We start from the raw sequence: 22,831 nt of genomic DNA on the forward strand, positions 1-22,831 counted from the left end.
TATCCTGTTTAACAGGCTGTAAAACCCCCACCTCAATTTTTGTGAGAGAATCAAGAAATAAATAGGTGGGGGATGAAAAAAACCCAACTGATGGAAGTTTCACTTTATCTGGTATAACTGACTGTAATACACTAAAGAAATCTACACCACGCTATATTGTCGCACCAATCGCTATCATTTTGAAGTGTATCCTCGCTTAACAAGGTATTAGTGACGGTAGAGTGGGACTAGTGAACAGTGGGGGAAAAACGACTGATGGAAGGTTCACATTATTTCAAAAAATTTATTTAAGCAAAGTACTAGTAATCTAATGTAAATCGTATTATAGTAATGAAAGATCAAAACCAACTTATCTTATACGAATAAGAAACTATAATGGTTCAGGAGGGATATACATGTTAGGATATGTACTATTGAATATTGCTATTATGCTAGTATTAGTAGCTGTTTTATTTTATATGCAAAAGAAGCATATGTCATTTACGGTAAGAGTGTTTACCGGATTAGGTTTGGGGGTTGTATTTGGATTCGTTCTACAACTTTTCTCAAGCCCAGATTCTGAAGTCATTGCTTCTTCGGTTGGCTGGTTCAGCATTATCGGTAGCGGGTATGTGAAATTCCTGCAAATGATTGTTATGCCACTTGTCTTTATTTCGATTATTTCAGCGTTTACAAAGTTAAAGCTTACTAATAATATTGGGAAAGTAAGTACATTAATTTTAGGCATTCTAATCGGTACAACGGCTATTGCGGCAGCAATCGGCATTGGATCTGCTACAGTATTCAATTTAGAAGCTGTACAAATTGAGCAAGGTCAAGCAGAGATGGATCGTGGTCTTCAACTGGAAGAGAAATTTGGCGCTTCACTCGAAGGGAAAACAATGCCACAGCAAATTCTTGAATTTTTCCCTGCTAATCCGTTCCTTGATTTAACGGGTGCTCGCTCGACTTCAACGATCGCGGTTGTTATCTTCGCTGCATTTCTAGGTTTTGCTTTTCTGGGAGTGAAAAGGAAGCAACCAGAGCATGCAGAAATGTTTGCGAAAATCGTGGATGTCTTTTATTCATTAATTATGCGTGTCGTTACTTTAATCCTACGATTAACACCATACGGCATCTTGGCGATTATGACAAACACGGTTGCTACAAGTGATCTTGATGCTATTTACAAGCTTGGTAAATTCGTCATTGCCTCTTATGTTGCGTTAATCATTATGTTCTTGATTCACTTGTTGATGCTATCTTTAAGTGGATTAAGTCCAGTAAAATACTTGAAAAAGGCATTTCCGGTACTAACGTTTGCCTTCACATCTAGATCAAGTGCAGGCGCATTGCCGTTAAATATTAAAACGCAGAAACAATTAGGGGTTTCTGATGGGATCGCAAACTTTGCTGGTTCGTTCGGATTATCGATTGGTCAAAACGGTTGTGCGGGAGTTTATCCGGCGATGCTAGCTGTAATGGTCGCACCTACTGTTGGGATTAATCCATTATCACCTTCGTTTATTGTGACGCTTATTCTTGTTGTTGCCATCAGTTCGTTTGGCGTCGCTGGTGTTGGTGGCGGAGCAACCTTTGCCGCATTGATTGTCTTATCGGCGATGGATCTTCCAGTTGCACTTGCTGGTGTGCTTATTTCAGTTGAACCGTTAATTGATATGGGACGTACAGCACTGAATGTAAGTGGAAGTATGACCGCTGGTGTGCTTACTAGTAAAGTAACTGGTGATTTGGATAACGATGTTTACTTTAATGAGTCTACATCGATTGAAGTAGAGGCGTAAAAAAGGTAGAAGAATGTCGACAGTGTTGTCGGCATTCTTTTTTCTTTTTGAACAATCTCTTGAAGCGTGAATTTACAACAAACCTGAAAAAAACGAGGTTGCCCCTTTTTACGGGACAGCCTCGTTTTTTGTTTATACTCCCTGATTTTCAGGATTGGCTGGTTGCTCTGTAGGTGTCTCTGGGGTAGTACCCCCAGGGATTGTTTCTACTGGTTTTTCTACTGGTTTTTCAACCGGTTTTTCAACCGGTTTTTCTTCTGGCTTCGCTTCTTGATTTGTTTGCTCTTTGCTAGTGTCTACTGTTTCACTTGGAATCTCCTGCTTTTTCACTTCTTGTTTAGTAACTGCGTTAGAAGGAGGTGATTCTTTACCAACGATATCAACTGCTGTCACATAATACGTTCCGTTTTGAATGCTGAATGCTAGGCTTTCGTTGGAACGAATACTGGCTACTCTTTGACCATTACTATAGATTCTGTATCCGACAACATCTCTTTCAGGATGAGAATTCCAATTAATACTGCTTCCGTTTAATGCAAGTGTTGGTGCAGCAGGCGTCTTACCGTTATCAGAAAGTGTTGAACCGGTGACAATCATATTCCCGGTAGTATTATATTTAGATAGTAAATCGTTTATATTTTTAATGTACTTTCCACCGATTTTATCGAGATACTCAGGATTCAGCATGTAGCCGCCACTTGTAAATTCGCTTGGTGTCTGAGAATGTGCCAAGTAGCGACCACCACCAGCATAGACATATTGCCCATTAATAAAGCTATGATCTACTTTTGTTGGGACATATTTTACATTGAATAGATCCGTTTCGACCAATCCGGCATTTGAACAAGCATCAGATGGAAGTAAACCTGATATTGAACAGAAGGAACGAGTCACAACACCTGCTGGTTTTTCAAATTTACCTTTAGGTCCAATGAGATCAGGATTTACACTGTAAGCTGAGTTGACTAAACTTGCCCATAGCTTAATATTTCGTTGGCTATACGTAAGTCCTTTATATTTATTATCAATTCTCTTTGGTGTATCATAACCAATCCATGTTCCAAATGTTACGTTCGGGTTTGTAGCAACGAACCAAGCATCTTCTGTATTGTTCGTCGTTCCTGTTTTTCCAGCCCAGTCAGATGAGAAAGATAACCTTCCATTTAAGTACCGTGCTGTTCCATTTGATATGACATCTCGCATAATATCTAGTGTAAGATAAGCGGTTTGCGGTGAAAAGACTTCTACCGGAGCCGCTTCGTGTTGATAAATGACTGTGCCATCTTTCGCTTCGATTTTGTCGATCATGTAGGCGTCGATGAATTGTCCGTCATTAGCAAATGTTGTAAATGCATTCACATTTTCTTCAACCGTTACCCCATTTGTAGGTGTTCCTAACGCTAAGGAAGGGATTGAATAGTCGATATCAATTAACGAGGTAAAGCCCATTTTATCAAGATAGGTTGCCGGGCGTTGATTTAAGATGCCCATATAATAGCTTACTGCAGGAATATTGTAGGAGTTAACGAGTGCCTGCCGGGCGTTTGTTAATCCAGTATACCCTTCTCCGGCATTTTTCGGTTGCCAGCCACCAATTGAAATAGGTACATTAATTCCGACAGATCCAGGTGAGATATATCCTAGTTCAAATGCAGGTGCATATACTAGAAGCGGCTTCATCGTCGATCCATTTGGTCTTTTGGCTGATGTTGCATGGTTGGTCTGCTCTCGATCAAAATTGCGACCGCCGACGAAAGAAAGAATCTTTCCTGTTTTGTTTTCAATGAGAATGGCTCCTGTTTCGACTGGTTCCTGAACAGTAACTTTTTCACCCGATTCAGGGTCGGTCACTTCTTGGGGCTTATCTCTGCCATAATATTCATAGTTTCTAACGACTTTTTGCATCTTATCATACATATCTTTGTTGATGGTTGAATGGACTTTGTAATTATTCTGTTTCAGTTCTCTTCTTGCTAGTGTTGTATATTGTTCTTTTAAATCATTATCTTTTTCTAAATCCGCTTTTTCATATCCGGATTGCTCTGCAAGAATATTCGAAAGAACCTCGATTGCTCGTTCTTCAAGTTCTACGACCAGCCAAGGGTATACTTTGGAAGGTGCTGTTTTCGGTCCGATAAAGTCTTTCGTAATATCATAATTCAGGGCATCGTTGTATTCTTGTTCCGTAAGATAATTTCCATCACGCATTCTTTTAAGTACAGTTTTCAATCTAACTAATCCTGGCTCAATACCTTCTGGACTTTTCAACTCAGCTTTTTGCGTATAAGGCGTATAACGAAAAGGACTTTGAGCTAGACCGGCGATAAATGCTGCCTGTGGAATGGAAAGGTCTTTTGCGTCGATTCCAAATATACCTTTAGCTGCCGATTGGACACCCGCGATATTCTGGCCGGAGGAATTCCTGCCAAAGGTTGATACGTTTAGGTATGCTTGCAGAATTTCATCTTTTTCTAAGAAATTTTCCACTCGAAGTGCGAGTAAGATTTCTTTCGCTTTCCTATCAAAGGATACTTCATTCGTTAATATTTGGTTTTTGATCAATTGCTGTGTTAATGTACTTCCACCGGATTGAACGGGTGCATTTGTCATTTCTTGAAAAATGGCGCGCATAACGGCTTTAGGTACGACACCTTCATGCTCATTAAAGTATTCATCCTCTGTTGCAATGATGGCGTTTAGCAAGTGCGGTGACATTTCATCAATGGTTATTTCTTCGCGCTCAAGATCGGACTTTAACTTCCCGAGAAAAATGTTATCAGCAAAATATAAGTCTGATGCTTCTTCATAATTATAAATATCTTTTTTGAGTTCATCTTTTGTGCGAATCGGCTCATCTTTGACTAAAGCGGCAAAATAACCTGCACCTACACCGCCAGCAAAGGAAAATCCTAAAACAAGGACTATAATAAACAAAAGCAGGATATTCCAAGCTACATGATATGTAACTCTGGAGTATTTTTGCGTTGTTTTACTACGGAAGAAATTGGTGAATTTCAACCAAAATGATATAGGCTCATTTTCATTATTTTTCATCTATCATACCCCCTGAAATCAGATACATTATAGCATATATCCGTATTTAGAAGGGGGATTTTCAAGTATTTCTATAGGTTGTTGAACTTGACATAGCATTTAATATATGATAAAAAATCATTAACTAGAATTTTATTAGGAAAGCAATGAGAGGACTAAAGTAGTCAAACTATCCCTGTTTTAGAGAGCCGGTGGAAGGTGTGAATCGGTACACATAGTTTTGATGAATTACTTCCTTGAGCATTTGCTGTGAACGTTAAGTAGCAGTAAACGGTAGACCGCCGTTAACGGTTTTAAGACGGAGGATGAAGTATGTCCTCAAGTTGGGTGGTACCGCGAATATATTCGTCCCTTCATTTATGAAGGGGCGTTTTTTATTTGTCATATTTTAAAAAAACAGGAGGAAATCACATGGAATTGCTTAAAGATTTAGAATGGCGAGGGATTATTTATCAGCAAACAGATGAAGTGGGAATGAAAGAACTTTTAGAAAAAGAAAAAATTGCGTTATATTGTGGCGTGGATCCGACAGCAGATAGTATGCATATTGGTCATTTATTGCCATTCTTAACATTACGACGTTTTCAACAGCATGGCCATCGTCCGCTTGTTTTAGTGGGTGGAGCAACGGGGTTAATTGGTGATCCGAGTGGAAAAAAAGAAGAGCGTTCCCTGCAAACATTGGAGACGGTTCTGTATAATGCCGATTGCCTAAAGGGTCAATTAACGAAGATTTTCGATTTTGATGGTGATAATGGCGCAATCATGTTAAATAATTATGATTGGATTGGCAAGATTGATATGGTTACTTTCCTGCGTGATTACGGGAAGTATATTGGCATTAATTACATGCTAGCGAAGGATACGATTGCTTCACGATTGGAAACGGGAATTTCATTTACAGAATTCACCTACACGATTTTACAGGGAATCGATTTCAATCATTTATACGACAATCATAATTGTAAACTGCAAATTGGTGGAAGTGATCAGTGGGGCAATATTACAACGGGTCTGGAAATGATTCGTAAATCTCACGACGAAGCTGTTAAAGCATTCGGGATGACCATTCCACTTGTGACAAAAGCGGATGGCACAAAGTTCGGGAAAACAGAAGGTGGAGCAATCTGGCTTGACCCGGAGAAAACGACGCCTTATGAGTTTTACCAGTTCTGGATTAATGCGGCAGATGCGGATGTAGTGAAATACATGAAATTCTTCACATTCTTATCACATGAAGAGATTGAAGCGTTAGCTCAATCCGTAGAAAGCGAACCACATTTGCGTAAAGCACAAAAAACGTTGGCAGAGGAAATGACACGTCTGATCCACGGCCAAGATGCTTTGGACCAAGCGATAAAGATTTCCGCAGCTTTATTCAGTGGAGACGTGAAAAACTTAAGTGCTTCAGAGATTCAAGTTGGATTCAAAGACGTGCCAAGTTTCAGCCGAAACAATACGGATGACATTAACGTAGTTGAACTAATTGTTGAAGCAAATATTTCACCATCTAAACGTCAAGCAAGAGAAGACATCCAAAATGGTGCGATCTCTATTAATGGAGAAAAAGTGACAGACTTAGCATATATCGTAACAGAAGCGGATAAGATTGAAGGGCAATTCATGCTTGTTCGTCGCGGTAAAAAGAAATATACGCTAATTAAATAATAGATAAAGGGTCAGGCCTCACACTCTATACACCGTTATTCTGGTTTAATAGTAGATGTAGGGTTCTGACCTTTTTGTTAGGAGGCACAGTCATATTAGATCGATCGAGTAGGATTCCGGTTTGGCTTAAAAATTAGAAAATTGGCTTGAAAAGTGCACATGTTGGATTAAAAATTAGAAAAGCGTCTCGTAAAGTCCACATTTTAGTCCGCCAATTTCAGGTTCCAGCTCGGAATAAAACTTTCTAAGACAGATGTTTCAATGCCTCACGCTTGCTCAGCGGTTTTAATTGGTTTTGAGCGACAAATAATTGAACACTAGAAGCGTTCGTTTTGGCGTATTCCCGTAATACCCAGCCGATCGCTTTTTGTACAAAAAATTCATTGCTGTGTGCTTGGCGTAGAATGTAGTTATGCAGCCGTTTTTCATTCATATTCTCTTTATAGTAGAGTTGATAAAGAATCGCAGATCTTTGTAACCAAATATAATCATCGTCAATCCATTGATCAGGGTATGAGGAAACAAGTTCGGGGTATTGTAAAAACATATAGCCAAAGATATGAGGGGATAGGACATCGATCGTATCCCACCAAGATTTACTTTTGAGTAAACTGACTAGCCACGGCATGTCAGCGGGAGTAAGGTCTTTTTTAGTTTTTTCCAAGATATCAAGGGCTGCTTTTTGGTATTCTCGTTCTGGTTTTTCCCATAACATAAGAATAACCGTTTCAAGGTTCTCTTTTGACGGTAATCCGTATTCTTGCAAAAATTGCTTAGTTAATTTTCTTCGAATGGGCGTTCGAATCCCTAAAAAATCAAATTGATTTCTCATATATTTTTTAGACCGCATTGCATATTCTGTCTCGGCGTGTTCAGAATATAATTTTTCTAATTTTTGAATATAAAAATCCATAAGCTCCTCCATGATATGTCAGATTAGACTAATGACGTTTCTACTAAAACAGGAATGATGTATAAAAAAACCCCCATCCAAGGATGAGGGCCGAAAACAAAATCGATTAACGAGAGTAGAACTCAACGATAAGTGCTTCGTTAATTTCAGCAGGAACTTCAGAACGTTCTGGTAAACGAGTGAAAGTACCTTCTAATTTGTCAGCATCAAAAGTCAAGAAATCAGGAACGAAGTTATTTACTTCGATTGATTCTTTGATTGTGCTTAGGTTACGTGATTTTTCACGAACAGAGATTGTTTGTCCAGGTAACACTTTGAATGATGGAATATCAACGCGTTTTCCATTAACAAGGATGTGACCATGGTTTACAAGTTGGCGTGATCCACGACGAGTACGAGCTAAACCAAGACGATAAACAACGTTATCAAGGCGAGATTCAAGAAGAATCATGAAGTTTTCACCGTGTACACCTTGTAGTTTACCTGCACGGTCGAATAATGAGCGGAATTGACGCTCAGTAACTCCGTACATGTGGCGAAGTTTTTGTTTTTCTTGTAATTGCAATCCGTATTCGGAAAGTTTTTTGCGTTGGTTTGGACCATGTTGTCCAGGAGCGTAAGGACGCTTCTCTAATTCTTTACCAGTACCTGTAAGGGAAATTCCAAGACGACGGGATAATTTCCAGCTTGGGCCAGTATAACGAGCCATAGTATGACTCCTCCTTCAAATGTTTTTATTTGGGTAAAATAAAAACCGTTGCGATTCACGATTATGGTCATTTTGTTTTCATGTATCTTCGCCCTAGCAGCTGAGGGTTACGGGGTACACCTCTATAAAAGAGGAACAAAATGAGACCGTAAAAGCACTCACATAGGCTGCACTATTTTACACAAGTAATAGTATATAATTTAAAAGAAATATAGTCAAGTGTATTTCCGTGTAGTTAGTGATGTACAAAATAAATCATCATGGTAAAATTACTTTAAAATAAGAATGTTTTAGCGTGAACAATTTACCCCGCATTAATGGGTAGTAAACCCCCACTGATTGAAGTTTCACTTTATAGGCATAATGAATCAGGTCTAAAAACATGCGCTTTACGTTTAGTTAATAGAAATTTCTAAAAAATTATAAAGATATTTTATACATACAAGTATATAATGAATAATATAGAAAAAAACGGAAAACTAGTAGTTCTATTTTACTGTTTGTTAGTGAGGTTTTAAAGCTTCAGCATTACTTGTATAGGGATGAGATAAAGATGAGAAGTATGACTCAGTTACTATATGAATTAAAATCGTTATTAATTAATCAAATGGATGATTCAAAGGGAAGAATGGAAGACACTTCTTTTCTTGAAAAATTTGTGCTTGAGATATGCGACGCTTTTTACGCTGAAGAAGTTACCTACTTTAAGCTAGACTATAGTCTCAAGTATTTACATATTGAGGCTTCTACCGAGCGTGATCAGGAGCGAAAGTATATCCCAATAGGAAGCATTGAAGTATTTAATAACTGTGAACCGTATTCTTATAAAGATTTTCAAATAGAAGCATTAAAGGGTTTCCATCTGTATTTACCACTAAAACGCGAAAATGGATTAGTGGGACTGCTTGCATTAAAAGAAAGGGTTCCTGGTTCTTTTGAAAAGATCACTTCCGAAGAAGGCGAGGCGTTTTTAAGAGAAGTGATGAAAATCTTAAATACGGCGATACATATTTCAGAGATTACGAGTGAAAGAAGGCGTTATAAACAGCTGTTTCGCGTGACTGAAAAATTTCATTCATCCATGAGTATGGATGCGGTACTCGGCGAAATTATCTCAACACTACAAGAAATGTATCCGTCTTTCACCTATTTTCTTCTGCTTTCCCATGATAATGCAAACCACGAAAACCTTCCGATAAAGGATCTCGGCTATGATGGTGAGAATGTGGCAGTTATGCAAGCGTATGTTACAGGAACTGTTCAAATCGAAGACGAGCTGGCTGCACGAAAAACAAATCTATATGCACCGCTGAAAGGAAAACAAGGCGTGTATGGAATTCTTCAGGTCATTGCTCCAAATGCTCGTATGTTTCCAGAGGAGGACGTCGAATTTATTTCTTTATTAGCCAATACCGCTGGTGGCGCTCTTGAGAATGCGCAGCTGTACCAGCAATCTCGCCGTTTAATATCTGATTTGCAGCTTATTAATGAAACATCCCATAGATTGAATTTAAATCTGCGTCTAAGTGAAACGATGGAGTTTATGAAAAATCAAATTACCAATTCCTTCCATGCGGATGAAGTGGGGTTTGTGTATATTCTACCCGATGGAACGGCTAATTTCTTGACGGGCAGCACAGAATTTTTTCATTCTGATCAAATGGGATTATACGTCGATTTCTTGAAGGAAAAGATTTGTTCCACTACGGAATCCCTGTTCATTAGCGATTTACAGCTGAAAATCCCTAACAAAGATGTGAAGTATCATTCGATGATGGCTGTTCCGATGATGGAAAATGATCAAGTACACGGATTCGCACTTGTTTTACATAAAGATCCCTATTATTTTTCTTTTGAAACATTCAAACTGCTGCAATCATTGATTCACCATACGAGCCTTGCCTTGGCTAATTCGATGCTGCGCGAAGAACTGGAGAAAATGGTCATTACCGATCATTTAACAGGTTTGTATTCACGGAGTTATTTAGATGAGAAAATGTTGGAGTCGATGGAAAAAGATCAAAGAGGAACATTTATTTTGGTGGATATCGATGATTTTAAAAAAGTGAATGATACCCACGGTCACCAAATAGGTGATGATATTCTCATTCAGGTTTCCGTAATCATCCAATCGAGCATACGAGAAACGGATATTGGGGCAAGATGGGGTGGCGAGGAGTTGGCAATCTATCTGCCAAATGTCTCCATACACGTCGGACAAGGGATTGCACAGCGAATTCAGGAGAAGGTAAGCGAACAAACGGACCCGAAAGTGACCATATCATGTGGGGTCTCCTATTGGACGAATGGACACAACGATCACGTCAAAGCCCTGTTTAAGCGTGCGGATGATGCTTTGTATGTTGCTAAGAATACAGGAAAAAATAAAGTGCTCGTTCAAGACTAGTCCTTATAATAATACCCGCTTTTGGATGTCCAAAAGGGTCTGGTCTCACACTTTTTACAGTGTGAGGCTAGACCCTTTTGTTTTGAGATAATCTCAGATATTTTTCAATAGTCTTGCAATTTTCAAATTACAAATACTTCACTAATGTATGCGTGAATTTCTCTAGCAATTCTTCGTCTATAGCATCGAAGCGATTCGTAATCGGACTATCTATATCAAGGACGCCGATTAATTCGTCTCCTTTTATGAGTGGGATGACAATTTCTGAACGGGAAGCGGCATCACATGCAATATGCCCTGGGAATTGATGAACATCTTCTACACGATACGTTTTACGTTCAGCAGCAGCAGACCCACAAACACCTCTACCAAATGGTATGCGAATACAGGCTGGTAAACCTTGGAAAGGTCCGAGTACTAATCCATCATTTTCCGCTAAATAGAAACCGACCCAATTTACTTCATCTAAAAGCTGGTTAAGAAGAGCGCAAGCGTTACTAAGGTTCGCGATTCGATTGGGCTCCCCTTCAACAAGTGCGATTAGTTGTTTCTCGGCAAGCAAGTAATTCTCTTGCTTACTCCCTGTATATTGTTCGACATTAAACATAAACATTCCCCCTGCTTCATGATAAAAATACAACCTTCAACATTATTGCAAGATACCCTGTGGAAGTTGTCGAGAAGTTCTAACAGGATATTGCAAGTATTTCGAGAATAACTTATTTTAAGACTTGAAATTAGAGGAGGACTTCAAAATGAACCGCCAAACTCAAACGAAGGAAGCAATTCTTGAATCCGCTCTATATTTATTTCACTTGAAAGGCTATCATGCGACCTCCATACGGGACATTGCACATAAAGCCAAGGTTAATTCCGCTAATATTGCTTATTATTTCAAAAACAAACAAGGATTGCTAGAATATTGTTTTACTACATATTTAGAAGACTATATTCAGCTGTTAGAGAAAAAACTTGTCCAGCTTGACCGAATTGGCACCCAAAACGGCTTACTGGCCCTTCTTACAGATGTCTTTGAATTTCAACGTAAAAACTTCTTAGCTGCGAGCTTTATTTATGGAGAATCAGCACTAGACTCTAATCTTAATCGAGAAGTTTTATCAACTTATTACATGAAAGAAAACTCTTATTTTCAATTCGTTTTAGAAAAAGGCGTACAAGAAGGCGTGTTCCGTAAAATTCCGCCAGCTATTTTTACGTTGCAAATAAAAGGACTCCTTTCAGCCCCAATTATACATGCCCACTATGCAAGAGAGGTCCTGCATGTATATACGCAGGAAAAATATTATACCGATAAATATCGTGATGAAGTCTGCTTGTTTTTAGTACAAAGCCTGTTTGTCAAACGCGAAATGCCAGTAGAATTACTAGTTTAACGTTTCTATTTAGAAAAAGCTTCTGCCAAGCAAGAGTTGAACCCTTGACCTAGATCTTTGGCTTGATGGGCATCAGACCCGAAACGTAAAGGAATGCCTAGCTGCAGGGCATATTTTACAAATCGCTCTGGCGGATAAGGCTCTAGACAAAGCGGTTTAATAGCACCAGCACCGTTATAATCCAGTTCATACCCTTGCCTACTTATTTTGTCTAGAATGGAATATAATTTCTGATCATAATTTTCTTTCGGTGAAAAACGCTGCTGAAACTTATGAACAAGTGTAATATGTCCAATACGCTTGGGCTTGAAGTTCCCTAAATCAGCAGCAATACTTTTCTCTAATGTATCGTAATAAGATGAATAAACGGCATCTACAGACCCTACTCTTTTGGCGATACTATTAAACATTTCGTCACTAAAGTCGATGCAATGCCACTCATTTTCATCACGAATAAAATGAACCGATAGGATACTATCATCTAAATATTTACCAACTTTATTAAGGAATTTCTTAGTTTCTGCCTCAAATCCTTCGATATAATCTACTTCTAGCCCTGTCTTAATCCTGATTTTTTCCTTGTATCTCTCTTTTAATAAACCGAGTTCTCGAAAATAGTCTAGTAAATGACCACGTTCCATCCCACTATCACGGTCTGGTGTAGGATCAATGAACCCTTCTGGCAAAGGAGCATGCTCTGTGAATGTCAAATCCTCGATTCCTAGCGTTATAGCTCGTTCGATATAATCTTCAAAAGAGTCGCTTGAACCGTGAGGACAGTACGGACTGTGAACATGACTGTCAATTTTCATCAAAATCCCCCCATAAATTCAATTTCAAGCACAATTCTGTAAAAAAAATATATTTATTAGTCAAAAATTATTGCTAACATGGTATCATAAAAGCATTGAATTGAACATGTAAACATTTATATAGATTGTTGCTGACTTGTGAGGTTTAGAATTGGGGGGCATATGATGGAGTACATACTAGGCATAATTATACTAGTTATTACGTTAATAATATGGGGATATTTTTTGAAAAAGAAGCATTTTAAAGAAATTGACCAGCTTGAGGCTTGGAAAATGGAAATTATGAACCGCCCAATATTGGATGAGCTTTCTAAAGTAAAGCAATTAAATATGACTGGTGAAACAGAAGAAATGTTTGAACGATGGCGTAATGAATGGGACGCCATTATCACAGTCTACATGCCGGATGTTGAAGAATTATTGTTCGATGCAGATGATTATGTCGACAAATATCGTCTCGGTAAATCCAAAGAAGTTCAGCAAATGATCTCGACTAAGCTTACGAACATTGAAACGGCGATCGAAAAGATTCTTCGTGAGCTAAATGAATTGGTCGGTAGTGAAGAGAAAAACAGGATTGAGATTGAAGAGATTAAAGAAGGCTACCGTACTATTAAGAAAAACTTGCTGGTTCATCGCCATACATTTGCCAAAGCGGCAGATCCACTTGAGAGTACGCTCGATGAAATAGTGGTGGTTCTTAAGCAATATGAAGAAGCGACAGAAAATGGAAATTATTTAAATGCGCGAGAACTTGTTTTATCGATAAAAAATCAACTTGTTACCATTCAAACAAAAATGGAAATCATTCCTCAATTGCTATTAGATGGTCATTCTTCACTTCCAACATCCCTTTTGGAGTTGAAAGATGGCTTCACGGAGATGAGGGAACAGGGATATTCTTTAGAGCATATTGAATTTGAGACAGAGATTTTGAGGCTTGAAACCGAGCTTGAACATTATAATAATCAACTTGATCTTGCGGAAACTGAGACTGCTGAAAAAGGAATCAATGAAATTTATGATAGTGTGAACCTTCTGTATGATTTACTTGAAAAAGAAGTGCTTTCCAAACAGTATCTAATAAAAAATGAGGATCTTTTGAAGGATAACCTTGAAGCATTTGCATATGAGAATGATAAATTAAAAGCTGAGACAGTCGTTGTACGGCATAGCTATCATGTAACGGAAAGTGAACTAAGTGCTCAGAAGAAATTAGAAAAGCAAATTGATAAATTGGTAAAAAGGTTCCAATTACTTTCCTTGGAAATTGCAGATAATACGATGATCAGTTCTGTTTTAAGTGAAGAAATGCAGGGAATTGAAGCGATTCTAAACGAGCTGAAGGTGGAGCATGAAGCCTTTGCTGAGAAACTTCATGCATTGAGAAAAGATGAATTGCAAGCACGTGGGGTATTACAAGACCTGAGAAAGAAAATGGGAGATACTAGCAGGACGATCTCGCAAAGTAATATTCCAGGTCTGCCTGAAAAGTATCGGAATTTGTTAGCGGAAGCAAAAGAAAGCATTGAAGATGTTCAGAGTAAACTAGAGGAAAAGCCTCTGGATATGGGCTCTGTACACATTTTTCTTGAAAAAGCGATTGCTTCTGTCACAAGTTTATACGAAAACACAGAAGTGCTGATAGAGGAAATGCTTTTTGCAGAGAAAGTGATCCAATACGGAAACCGATATCGCAGTAGATACCCTGCTGTTGCTGAGGCTTTAAGAACTGCTGAACACTACTTTATGGAATATGAATATGAGCGGGCATTAGAAGTTGCAGCATCAGCCATTGAAAAAGTCGAACCAGGATACTTAGATAAAATCGAGGCGGATATGGAAGAAGTACTTTCATAATACGAAAAAATGAATGAAGAGGATGTCCTAAAGGGGTCTGACTCAGCACTCACCATACAGTTGATCGTGTTACTGACACTTCATTTAAACTGTATGTAGTAGCTACAGTCTGACCCTTCACTTATGGGACAGCCTCTTTTTGCGTAATCCAAAAGTAAAAGAGGCTGTTCAAAAAGTCCGGTGAAAAAGCTTGCGAATTGCACCAAAGCTCATGAAAGACCTTCTGTTAAAATCACGCATGTCATGACGAGCAACACAGAAGTCAGCACATCCTGTGCAAGTCCGGTTACTGTATACGCGAAAGGTTGAGACATTCGCTCCTCGAACTTCTCGGCTCTTTTTATCCTCCTTTTTGAACTCGTACTAAAAGACTGATTTTGGCAAAATGAATCTTTTTCAATAATCGTGATTTATGGTAAAATGATGTGTTGTTAATAATCAAATGAAAGAACAAGAAGCTACACGATGCTTTTATATAAATGAAATCTTGAACAAAATTTAGTGCCAAAAGAAAGTAGCCTATAGCCCTTCTGAGTCTTACGATAGGTCAGGATGGTGTTCCCACATGATGTGGCTCTCTCCTCTTTCAAGGTGCTCGCGCTTTTGTTCTTTGGAGGGAAACATATGATTTATTTTGATAATAGCGCTACGACAAAGCCATATCCGGAAGTCCTCGATTCCTTTATAAAGGTGTCTACAGAATACTTCGGCAACCCTTCTTCCTTACATGGTCTAGGTGCTAAAGCTGAAAGCCTGTTAACGCAAGCAAGGAGGCAGGTGGCTGACCTTCTTCACGTGAAAAGCGTGGAGATTTATTTTACCTCTGGGGGAACGGAAGGAAATAACTTAGCAGTTAAAGGGATAGCACATGCTTATTCTAAAAGAGGTAAGCATATTATCACGACTGTTATGGAGCATGCTTCCATTAAAGAAACGTGTCAATTACTTGAAGAAGAAGGGTTTGATATCACCTATTTACAAGTCGATTCAAATGGGTTTGTTTCTGTGGAAGACTTGAAAAATGCTTTACGAACGGATACGATTTTAGTGTCCGTCATGTCCGTTAACAATGAGGTCGGTTCAATCCAGCCGATCGTAGAAATGGGTCACTTATTAAAAGAATATCCACAAGTGCTCTTTCATGTCGATCATGTGCAAGGTATTGGGAAGGTTCCATTAGATATAGCTACTGCTGGGATTGATTTATGTACGATTTCTGGTCATAAATTTCATGGCTTAAAAGGTACAGGTGTATTATACGTTAGAGATGGCATTAGGGTTTCACCGCTCTTCACTGGCGGCAATCAGGAGGCGAAGCTAAGGAGTGGCACGGAAAACGTTGCTGGGTTCGTAGCCTTAGCTAGAGCATTACGACTCACTTTACAAAAAAGCGCGCAGGATTATGGGAAGCTAATAGAAATTAGAGATATGTTATTGAATGGATTGAACGAAATAACGGGTGTGAAAATAAACAGTCCATTACATGGTGCACCCCATATCATCAATTTTTCCATTCCGGGCATTAAATCGGAAGTATTTATCCATGCGCTTGAAGAGAAAGAAATATATGTTTCAACGACAAGTGCTTGTTCGTCTAAGAAAAAGTCAATCAGTGATACGGTATTGGCCATGTTTCATGATCAGAAAAGAGCGGATAGTGTTATTAGAATTAGCACTTCATATGAAAACGAACTTTATGAAGTGGAGTTCGTACTTCAGGAAATTAAGAACACACTTTTAAAACTACAAAAGGTAATGAGGTAAAATAAATGAAATTTGATCATATTATCATTCGTTATGGTGAGATTTCAACAAAGAAACGTAATCGAAAAAGCTTTGTTGATAAACTCAAAAATCATATTCGTTGGGCATTAAGAGATTTTAAAGCGGCCAAACTGACCGCAAGTCGGGAACGGATGTACATTATATTAAATGGCGAAGATCATCAGAAGATCATTGACCAAATAAAAGGGGTATATGGCATTCAGTCATTAAGCCCAGCTTTAAAAATAGGCCGTGATATCGAAGAAATTAAAACGGCTGCTTTATATTATATCGACCAGTTATCGGGAGAAATTGAAACGTTTAAAGTTTCGACAAAGCGTTCGGATAAAGATTTTCCATATGATACGAATGAAATGAACCATCTTCTTGGTGGACATTTGTTACGGAATAAAGATGGAATTTTAAAGGTGGATGTGAAAAATCCAGATTTAGATTTACGTGTAGAAGTACGCAAGGAAGCAGTCTATTTATCAGGCGAGAATATTCATGGTGCAGGTGGTCTTCCATTTGGCTCAAGCGGAAAGGCGATGCTCATGCTTTCAGGCGGAATAGATAGCCCGGTTGCAGGCTTCCTTTCCATGAAGCGTGGTCTTGAAATTGAATGTATTCATTTCTATAGCCCGCCATTCACGAGTGAACGTTCCAAACAGAAGGTCATGGACTTAGCTGAAAAACTCGCATTAGTAAACGGAAGCATGAAAGTTCATATTGTTCCGTTTACAGAAATTCAAATGCTGATCCAAAAACAAATACCAGAGAACTATACAATGACGAGCACACGTCGTTTAATGCTGCGCATAGCTGATGCGATCAGAGAAAAAGAAGAAGCGCTGGCAATTATAACCGGGGAAAGTCTTGGTCAGGTAGCAAGTCAGACGATGAATAGCATGTTTGCGATCAATGAAGTAATCTCAACGCCTGTATTGCGTCCACTTATCGCCATGGACAAATTAGAAATTATTGAGCTTGCGAAGCAATATGATACATTTGAGATATCGAATCAACCATACGAAGATTGCTGTACGGTATTTACACCGGCAAGTCCTAAGACAAAGCCAAAGCTCGAAAAGGTTCAGTATTATGAAAGCTTTGTTGACTTTGATAAGCTGATTGCAGATGCTGTGGAACAGACTGAAATCCAAAAAATTCGCTTTGGTGAAAAAGCTACTGGAGAAGGGCAATTAGAAGACTTGTTCTAGACTGGAAACTCTGACTATAATTACCAAGAAATCAACGAATGAAGCCATGTGTTTTTACACATTCTATACTTACAAGGAGGTGAAAAACACATGGCAAACAACAACTCAAATCAACTTGTCGTACCTGGTGTACAACAAGCTCTAGATCAAATGAAATTTGAAATCGCATCTGAATTCGGTGTGCAGCTTGGCGGTGAAACAACTTCACGTGCTAACGGTTCAGTTGGCGGTGAAATCACAAAACGTCTAGTTCAAATGGCTGAACAACAATTAGGCGGGTACCAAAAATAATTTCATAACAATGGCTGCAGAAAGCGGGCGATTTCGCCCGCTTTCTTTCATTTGTTTTCATTCCATCTTATTTTCTGATAAGATAAGAAAAATATTTATTATTTTACATACTTATAAAACTGTATAATGTATCTTGAGGTTTTGTATAAAGATAAAAGGGACAAAACTTTGTTAACTTGAACAGGATTACCAATGATAATGAGAATTAAACTAAATTTTGTGCGAAAATCTATAAAATTGTGCCGCAACATAAGGAAGTTGGTTTCCATGTTTTAAATAGTTAATGTTGTTTCTTGTAAAAAGGAAGGAGAAATACAATGAGAAGAGAAGATTTGATTGCTCCAGAGAAGTATAATCTTGTTAGTGAAATGGAAAGATTCGCAAAAGACAAGAACCGTTTAGCCTTAAAATGGGAATCTGAGGATGGAGTAAAGAAAGAAGTTACATACGATGCTTTAATGAAACGAGTTAACAAAATCGGTCATGTTTTAAAAGATGCAGGGTTGGAAAAAGGAGATATTGCTCTCATCATCATTCCAAGGCTAATTGAGGCATATGAAGTATATCTAGCAGCACTTAAGATTGGGATCGTGGTTATCCCATGTTCAGAAATGTTAAGGCCAAAGGATATTGAATACCGAGTAAGGCATGCTGAGGTGAAGGGAGTCATTTGCTATCATCAATTTTGCGATCAGGTAAATGCAGTTAAAGACACAGAGCAGCTTGTGAAATTATCGGTTGGTCAGGAAGTCCCAGGATGGCTCTATTTGGAGGAGAAAATACAATCATCCAGTGATACGCTTGCACTAGCTGATACGAAAAGTTCAGACATGGCTTTTCTTTCCTATACATCTGGTACGACCAGCAATCCTAAAGGTGTAGTACATACTCATGGCTGGGCATATGCACATTTAAAAACAGCAGCCGCAAACTGGCTAGGTGTTCGTGAAGGTGATACAGTGTGGGCGACTGCGGCCCCTGGTTGGCAAAAGTGGATTTGGAGTCCTTTTCTTGCTGTACTAGGATCTGGTGCTACTGGCCTTGTGTATCATGGCAAATTTGAAGCAAAGAAATACTTGCAACTACTTGAGGATTACAAAGTGAATGCTCTATGTTGTACGCCAACGGAATATCGATTAATGGCAAAAGTGGATAATTTGGCAGACTATAGTCTTACTGAACTACACAGTGCGGTATCGGCAGGCGAGCCATTGAATCGGGAAGTAATTGATATATTCGAAAAGTACTTCAATATTCAAGTACGAGATGGATACGGCCAGACAGAAAATACGCTGTTAGTCGGGATTTCCATAGGAATGGAACTGAAGCCTGGCTCAATGGGGAAACCGACACCTGGTAATCGAGTGGAAATCATTGATGAAGATGGAGTACCTTGTCAAGTAGGTCAAGTCGGAGATATTGCTGTACATATCGAAACCCCAGCTTTGTTCAAAAGTTATTATCGCGACCCTGAACGTACCGCTATGCAATTTCGTGGCGAGTATTATGTAACGGGGGATAAAGCAAGAAAAGATGAAGACGGCTATTTTTGGTTTGAGGGGCGCGGGGATGATATGATTATCAGCTCTGGCTATACGATTGGACCGTTTGAAGTTGAAGATGCACTCATTAAGCATGCTTATGTGAAAGAATGTGCTGTAGTAGCAAGTCCGGATGAAGTAAGAGGACATGTCGTCAAGGCATATATCGTGCTTCAGGAACATGTCGATGAAAATGAACCACAGTTGGTGAAAACACTTCAAGAGCATGTGAAAAAAGTGACAGCACCTTATAAATATCCGCGGAAAATTGAATTTATTAAAGAACTGCCAAAAACGACTTCGGGGAAAATCCGCCGAGTAGATTTGCGCAATTTGGATGAGAATCATACGGGTTAAATAAAGAGAGGTTGTTTCACAAACGAATTAGCCCCTACATCTACTATCATGGTTTATACGTGTACAGGACATATCGGATAAACGGTGTATAGGGTGTGAGGACCAGTTCTTTTGTTTAGACAACCTCTTTTATTAAATGTTTGCTGATTATCTTTTTAAAGAAAATAACTTTAACAATGGATGCTTTTTCTTATCCACAATCTTTAACTCATTCATGACAAGATGATCTTCGTGTTCGGCTATCCATTTCTTAAGCGCTTCTTTATCCTGACAATGGGTTAAGTATGTCTGACCGCCTTTACCAACGGCGTTAATTACATATCTGTTAGAAATATTCCCCATATTTACTCTCCTACATATTCATAATGAAATTCCAAATCACAACAAGGTCTTGTGATCATATACAGTATACAATCTATTAATCTAAATAAATGCATTTCTTTTAGTTAATTAATTACAAATTTCGACAATGTAAAGATTACTAGCATTGTAGTCTGAATTACTCCATCTTAAAGGCTCTTCTCTAAGTCTTTATCCATAATAAAAACCTCGATTCTCTCCCCAGTTTTTGTACTAATATCACTATGAGAGGAAAGAACTTTACAGCCAGTATAATGTTCGACAATTTTTTCATAATCTTCGCTGTACATTTCACGAAGCAGCTCCCGCATTTGTTTGACAAGTTTTTTCCCAGAATTTCGATTGACAAGATGCTTTTCTTCTACCGTTAGAACACCTTTGAATCGGGTAATCAACATGTCATTAATGATATATGTTTTGGCTTCCTGTGGACCTCTACCGATCAACTCACGCTGGAATTTGATAAATGCGGCACTAATTTCAGCCTCTAGTTTCTTTTTGGAATTTGACATAATGCCTCCAATTACCTTTCTGAGATTTATTGGGTTATCATAATGTCCAAAGTAAGGTCTTGTCAATGCAAAAATAAAATCTTTATAAAACTTTAAAATCAGGTGAAATACGTAGAATTACTACGTGAAATAGAGTTATTGTGTGAATATTCGATTAATTTTCTTGTATTTGGATGAATTTGAACATATTTAGTACTTTTAATGAGTTTACAATGATTACGCAGCGGGCGTAGAATAATTCTCATAAATAACAAATTTGATATCGGCCCAATCTTAATTAATTGAGAACGGAGGACCCACTAATTTGGGATTAATTCTGCTTTTGCAGAAAGGATGAGATACTCTTTCGCCATCCTACCCGAAAGCTTTCTTCGCAGGCTTAGTGAAGGAGTTCATAAGACTACCTAATTTAAGGGGGCTTTTTTGTTATGAGTGAAGCAAGAAAGCAGCCTAATGAACAATCTGTAGGTCTTTTTAATATATGTAAATATGAAAAAGTTTCTTGGATGATAGAACGCAAAGAGAGTGGATAACTTGCTGGGCGTTAAGTAGACCAATGAGTACTTTTTCTCCAATCAACATGTTGTTTTGGCAAGCATTCAATACCATTGTGTGAATCGTTTGGTTTACCGCTGGAATCTTGAATGATAGTGCATGACTGCATTATGGAGAAAAGTACCATTGGTCTTTTTGGTGTTTAATCTGCTTTTCCCTTTTTGATAAAGTGAAACTTCATTCAGTGGGCGATTTGACTCTCCGTTAATGCGGGATAAATAATTTTATGACGCTGCAGAATGGAATGATGCTCGATTCAATATTTTAATAAGTGGGAGATCATTATGACAAAAATAACAGATTTTCTAAACCCGCCAAAAATTCTTGTATTGGGCTTTGCGGCTGTAATTTTAATAGGTGCATTCTTACTCACACTTCCCTTCTCAACAGAAGATGGAGTCGGTCTCTCGTTCTTGAATGCTTTATTTACCGCAACATCTGCTACATGTGTGACAGGGCTTGTCGTTGTAGATACAGGAAGCACATTTAGCAGTTTTGGCGAGATTGTCATATTACTGCTCATTCAAATCGGCGGATTAGGGTTTATGATAGTTGCAACTTTTTTCTTTTTTCTCTTAGGCAAAAGAATATCACTGAAAGAAAGATTATTACTTCGAGAAGCGTTAAACCAATTATCGATGGAGGGCATTGTCAGGTTAGTAAAAAGAGTGTTGATTTTTACAGGAGCGATCGAGCTTGTCGGTGCTATTATTTTATCGATCCGTTTTTCTTTTGATATGCCGATTGGTCGAGCGATTTACTTTGGCATTTTTCATTCAATCTCCAATTTTAATAATGCAGGTTTTGATTTACTGGGAGGATTTCGGAGTTTGACCCCGTACGCAGAAGATCCAACGGTCGTGCTAACCGTTTGTGCGCTTATCACATTAGGGGGAATTGGTTTTATCGTAATGAATGAACTTTATGAATATCATGATACAAAACGCTTATCTGTGCATACGAAATTGGTATTACTGACTAGTCTAATTTTAACTGTAGGTGGGGCCATCATAATCTTCATTTTTGAATATGGCAATGATAAAACATTAGAGCCTTTATCCTATCTTGGAAAAGGATTAGCAGCCTTGTTTCAATCGGTGACAGCGAGAACAGATGGAGCTAATACATTGAATATTTCAGACTTAACACAACCAACATTATTTCTGACGATTATCCTGATGTTTATTGGCGCTTCTCCGGGTTCAACAGGTGGCGGAATTAAAACGACTACCTTTGCTACTTTACTTGGAACCGTCTTTTCACAAATTAAAGGAAAAGAAGATGTCGTCTTCTTTCATAAACGCATTGTTTTTGACACGATATTTAAAGCGCTTACTGTAACGGTAAGTGGATTATTCCTTGTTATTACCATGACCATGCTACTGAGTATCACGGAAAAAGGCCATGATTTTATGATGTATCTATTTGAAACGACTTCAGCGTTCGGCACAGTAGGTCTATCGATGGGATTAACCCCAGAACTATCACCTATTGGTCGTGTACTCATTATATTGACGATGTTCGCAGGAAGATTAGGTCCTTTAACGATTGCTTTTGCCATTGCTATGAGGCGTAAACCGGATGCATTTCGTCATCCAAAGGGGAAAATAATGATCGGTTAATGAAAAAT

At 38.4% G+C, this 22,831-nt stretch carries 17 protein-coding genes, 1 riboswitch and 1 other annotated feature; of the genes, 10 read left to right on the forward strand and 7 right to left on the reverse strand.

What is annotated here, in order from left to right; translation table 11 throughout:
* Nucleotides 1-395 precede the first annotated feature (395 nt).
* Entirely contained in the window at nucleotides 396-1,784 is a 1,389-nt protein-coding gene (locus tag ACIQZI_RS02525; RefSeq protein WP_403068994.1) for an L-cystine transporter, read from the forward strand.
* A gap of 132 nt (nucleotides 1,785-1,916) precedes the next feature.
* Here the strand turns inward: ACIQZI_RS02525 and ACIQZI_RS02530 are convergent, their stop codons facing one another.
* Nucleotides 1,917-4,838 carry a transglycosylase domain-containing protein gene (locus tag ACIQZI_RS02530; protein WP_403068997.1) on the reverse strand — a complete coding sequence of 974 codons (2,922 nt, stop codon included), beginning with the start codon at nucleotides 4,836-4,838 and terminating at the stop codon, nucleotides 1,917-1,919.
* Between the two features lie 137 nt (nucleotides 4,839-4,975).
* Nucleotides 4,976-5,194: a binding site (T-box leader), on the forward strand.
* Between the two features lie 55 nt (nucleotides 5,195-5,249).
* Between ACIQZI_RS02530 and tyrS the strand changes: the two genes are divergently transcribed.
* Entirely contained in the window at nucleotides 5,250-6,506 is a 1,257-nt protein-coding gene (gene tyrS, locus ACIQZI_RS02535; RefSeq protein WP_403069000.1) for a tyrosine--tRNA ligase, read from the forward strand.
* 244 nt (nucleotides 6,507-6,750) lie between these two features.
* Here tyrS and ACIQZI_RS02540 read toward each other — a convergent pair whose 3' ends face one another.
* Nucleotides 6,751-7,419 carry a DNA alkylation repair protein gene (locus ACIQZI_RS02540; protein WP_403069003.1) on the reverse strand — a complete coding sequence of 223 codons (669 nt, stop codon included), beginning with the start codon at nucleotides 7,417-7,419 and terminating at the stop codon, nucleotides 6,751-6,753.
* 106 nt (nucleotides 7,420-7,525) lie between these two features.
* Nucleotides 7,526-8,128: a 30S ribosomal protein S4 gene (gene rpsD, locus ACIQZI_RS02545; RefSeq protein ID WP_403069006.1), complete on the reverse strand. Its 603-nt coding sequence runs from the start codon at nucleotides 8,126-8,128 to the stop codon at nucleotides 7,526-7,528.
* A gap of 553 nt (nucleotides 8,129-8,681) precedes the next feature.
* On the opposite strand from rpsD, the gene ACIQZI_RS02550 reads away from it, so the two are divergent.
* A complete protein-coding gene (locus tag ACIQZI_RS02550) occupies nucleotides 8,682-10,535 on the forward strand; it encodes a sensor domain-containing diguanylate cyclase (protein ID WP_403069009.1) in 1,854 nt (617 codons plus the stop codon).
* 127 nt (nucleotides 10,536-10,662) lie between these two features.
* Here the strand turns inward: ACIQZI_RS02550 and ACIQZI_RS02555 are convergent, their stop codons facing one another.
* Nucleotides 10,663-11,142, reverse strand: a complete 480-nt coding sequence (locus tag ACIQZI_RS02555; RefSeq protein WP_062176717.1) for a GAF domain-containing protein — start codon at nucleotides 11,140-11,142, stop codon at nucleotides 10,663-10,665.
* A gap of 148 nt (nucleotides 11,143-11,290) precedes the next feature.
* Between ACIQZI_RS02555 and refZ the strand changes: the two genes are divergently transcribed.
* Nucleotides 11,291-11,929, forward strand: coding sequence for a forespore capture DNA-binding protein RefZ (gene refZ, locus ACIQZI_RS02560; protein ID WP_062176721.1), 639 nt, complete (start codon nucleotides 11,291-11,293; stop codon nucleotides 11,927-11,929).
* A 5-nt stretch (nucleotides 11,930-11,934) separates the two neighbouring features.
* Here refZ and hisJ read toward each other — a convergent pair whose 3' ends face one another.
* Nucleotides 11,935-12,741 (reverse strand): histidinol-phosphatase HisJ, encoded by an 807-nt coding sequence (gene hisJ / locus ACIQZI_RS02565; RefSeq protein ID WP_403069014.1) that lies wholly within the window; start codon nucleotides 12,739-12,741, stop codon nucleotides 11,935-11,937.
* A 165-nt stretch (nucleotides 12,742-12,906) separates the two neighbouring features.
* Between hisJ and ezrA the strand changes: the two genes are divergently transcribed.
* The 5 genes from ezrA to mbcS all read left to right on the forward strand — a co-directional run bounded on the left by ezrA (nucleotide 12,907) and on the right by mbcS (nucleotide 19,774).
* Nucleotides 12,907-14,601 (forward strand): septation ring formation regulator EzrA, encoded by a 1,695-nt coding sequence (ezrA, locus tag ACIQZI_RS02570; RefSeq protein WP_403071998.1) that lies wholly within the window; start codon nucleotides 12,907-12,909, stop codon nucleotides 14,599-14,601.
* 624 nt (nucleotides 14,602-15,225) lie between these two features.
* The gene (locus ACIQZI_RS02575; protein WP_403069018.1) at nucleotides 15,226-16,365 is read left to right on the forward strand and encodes a cysteine desulfurase family protein; all 1,140 of its coding nucleotides are present in this window, start codon (nucleotides 15,226-15,228) and stop codon (nucleotides 16,363-16,365) included.
* Nucleotides 16,366-16,370: 5 nt separating this feature from the next.
* A complete protein-coding gene (gene thiI, locus ACIQZI_RS02580; RefSeq protein ID WP_403069021.1) occupies nucleotides 16,371-17,585 on the forward strand; it encodes a tRNA uracil 4-sulfurtransferase ThiI in 1,215 nt (404 codons plus the stop codon).
* Between the two features lie 90 nt (nucleotides 17,586-17,675).
* Entirely contained in the window at nucleotides 17,676-17,876 is a 201-nt protein-coding gene (locus ACIQZI_RS02585; protein WP_062176735.1) for an alpha/beta-type small acid-soluble spore protein, read from the forward strand.
* Nucleotides 17,877-18,193: 317 nt separating this feature from the next.
* A complete protein-coding gene (gene mbcS / locus ACIQZI_RS02590; RefSeq protein ID WP_403069026.1) occupies nucleotides 18,194-19,774 on the forward strand; it encodes an acyl-CoA synthetase MbcS in 1,581 nt (526 codons plus the stop codon).
* 147 nt (nucleotides 19,775-19,921) lie between these two features.
* Here mbcS and ACIQZI_RS02595 read toward each other — a convergent pair whose 3' ends face one another.
* Together ACIQZI_RS02595 and ACIQZI_RS02600 are read right to left on the reverse strand one after the other, a co-directional pair.
* The gene (locus ACIQZI_RS02595) at nucleotides 19,922-20,116 is read right to left on the reverse strand and encodes a hypothetical protein (RefSeq protein ID WP_062176741.1); all 195 of its coding nucleotides are present in this window, start codon (nucleotides 20,114-20,116) and stop codon (nucleotides 19,922-19,924) included.
* Between the two features lie 167 nt (nucleotides 20,117-20,283).
* Complete coding sequence (locus ACIQZI_RS02600; protein WP_062176744.1) at nucleotides 20,284-20,646, reverse strand: Na-translocating system protein MpsC family protein; 363 nt, start codon at nucleotides 20,644-20,646, stop codon at nucleotides 20,284-20,286.
* Nucleotides 20,647-20,900: 254 nt separating this feature from the next.
* Nucleotides 20,901-21,041, forward strand: a riboswitch (cyclic di-AMP (ydaO/yuaA leader).
* Nucleotides 21,042-21,485: 444 nt separating this feature from the next.
* On the opposite strand from ACIQZI_RS02600, the gene ACIQZI_RS02605 reads away from it, so the two are divergent.
* Nucleotides 21,486-22,823: a TrkH family potassium uptake protein gene (locus tag ACIQZI_RS02605; RefSeq protein ID WP_403069031.1), complete on the forward strand. Its 1,338-nt coding sequence runs from the start codon at nucleotides 21,486-21,488 to the stop codon at nucleotides 22,821-22,823.
* Nucleotides 22,824-22,831: the final 8 nt, after the last annotated feature.

This window comes from Peribacillus sp. NPDC096379, assembly GCF_044762875.1.
GTDB lineage: Bacteria > Bacillota > Bacilli > Bacillales > DSM-1321 > Peribacillus.

Excerpts from the sequence above, each read along its gene's own strand:
- ACIQZI_RS02525 (WP_403068994.1), top strand. The coding sequence starts at position 396 with ATGTTAGGATATGTACTATTGAATATTGCTATTATGCTAGTATTAGTA.
- ACIQZI_RS02530 (WP_403068997.1), bottom strand. The coding sequence starts at position 4,838 with ATGAAAAATAATGAAAATGAGCCTATATCATTTTGGTTGAAATTCACC.
- tyrS (WP_403069000.1), top strand. The coding sequence starts at position 5,250 with ATGGAATTGCTTAAAGATTTAGAATGGCGAGGGATTATTTATCAGCAA.
- ACIQZI_RS02540 (WP_403069003.1), bottom strand. The coding sequence starts at position 7,419 with ATGGATTTTTATATTCAAAAATTAGAAAAATTATATTCTGAACACGCC.
- rpsD (WP_403069006.1), bottom strand. The coding sequence starts at position 8,128 with ATGGCTCGTTATACTGGCCCAAGCTGGAAATTATCCCGTCGTCTTGGA.
- ACIQZI_RS02550 (WP_403069009.1), top strand. The coding sequence starts at position 8,682 with ATGAGAAGTATGACTCAGTTACTATATGAATTAAAATCGTTATTAATT.
- ACIQZI_RS02555 (WP_062176717.1), bottom strand. The coding sequence starts at position 11,142 with ATGTTTAATGTCGAACAATATACAGGGAGTAAGCAAGAGAATTACTTG.
- refZ (WP_062176721.1), top strand. The coding sequence starts at position 11,291 with ATGAACCGCCAAACTCAAACGAAGGAAGCAATTCTTGAATCCGCTCTA.
- hisJ (WP_403069014.1), bottom strand. The coding sequence starts at position 12,741 with ATGAAAATTGACAGTCATGTTCACAGTCCGTACTGTCCTCACGGTTCA.
- ezrA (WP_403071998.1), top strand. The coding sequence starts at position 12,907 with ATGGAGTACATACTAGGCATAATTATACTAGTTATTACGTTAATAATA.
- ACIQZI_RS02575 (WP_403069018.1), top strand. The coding sequence starts at position 15,226 with ATGATTTATTTTGATAATAGCGCTACGACAAAGCCATATCCGGAAGTC.
- thiI (WP_403069021.1), top strand. The coding sequence starts at position 16,371 with ATGAAATTTGATCATATTATCATTCGTTATGGTGAGATTTCAACAAAG.
- ACIQZI_RS02585 (WP_062176735.1), top strand. The coding sequence starts at position 17,676 with ATGGCAAACAACAACTCAAATCAACTTGTCGTACCTGGTGTACAACAA.
- mbcS (WP_403069026.1), top strand. The coding sequence starts at position 18,194 with ATGAGAAGAGAAGATTTGATTGCTCCAGAGAAGTATAATCTTGTTAGT.
- ACIQZI_RS02595 (WP_062176741.1), bottom strand. The coding sequence starts at position 20,116 with ATGGGGAATATTTCTAACAGATATGTAATTAACGCCGTTGGTAAAGGC.
- ACIQZI_RS02600 (WP_062176744.1), bottom strand. The coding sequence starts at position 20,646 with ATGTCAAATTCCAAAAAGAAACTAGAGGCTGAAATTAGTGCCGCATTT.
- ACIQZI_RS02605 (WP_403069031.1), top strand. The coding sequence starts at position 21,486 with ATGACAAAAATAACAGATTTTCTAAACCCGCCAAAAATTCTTGTATTG.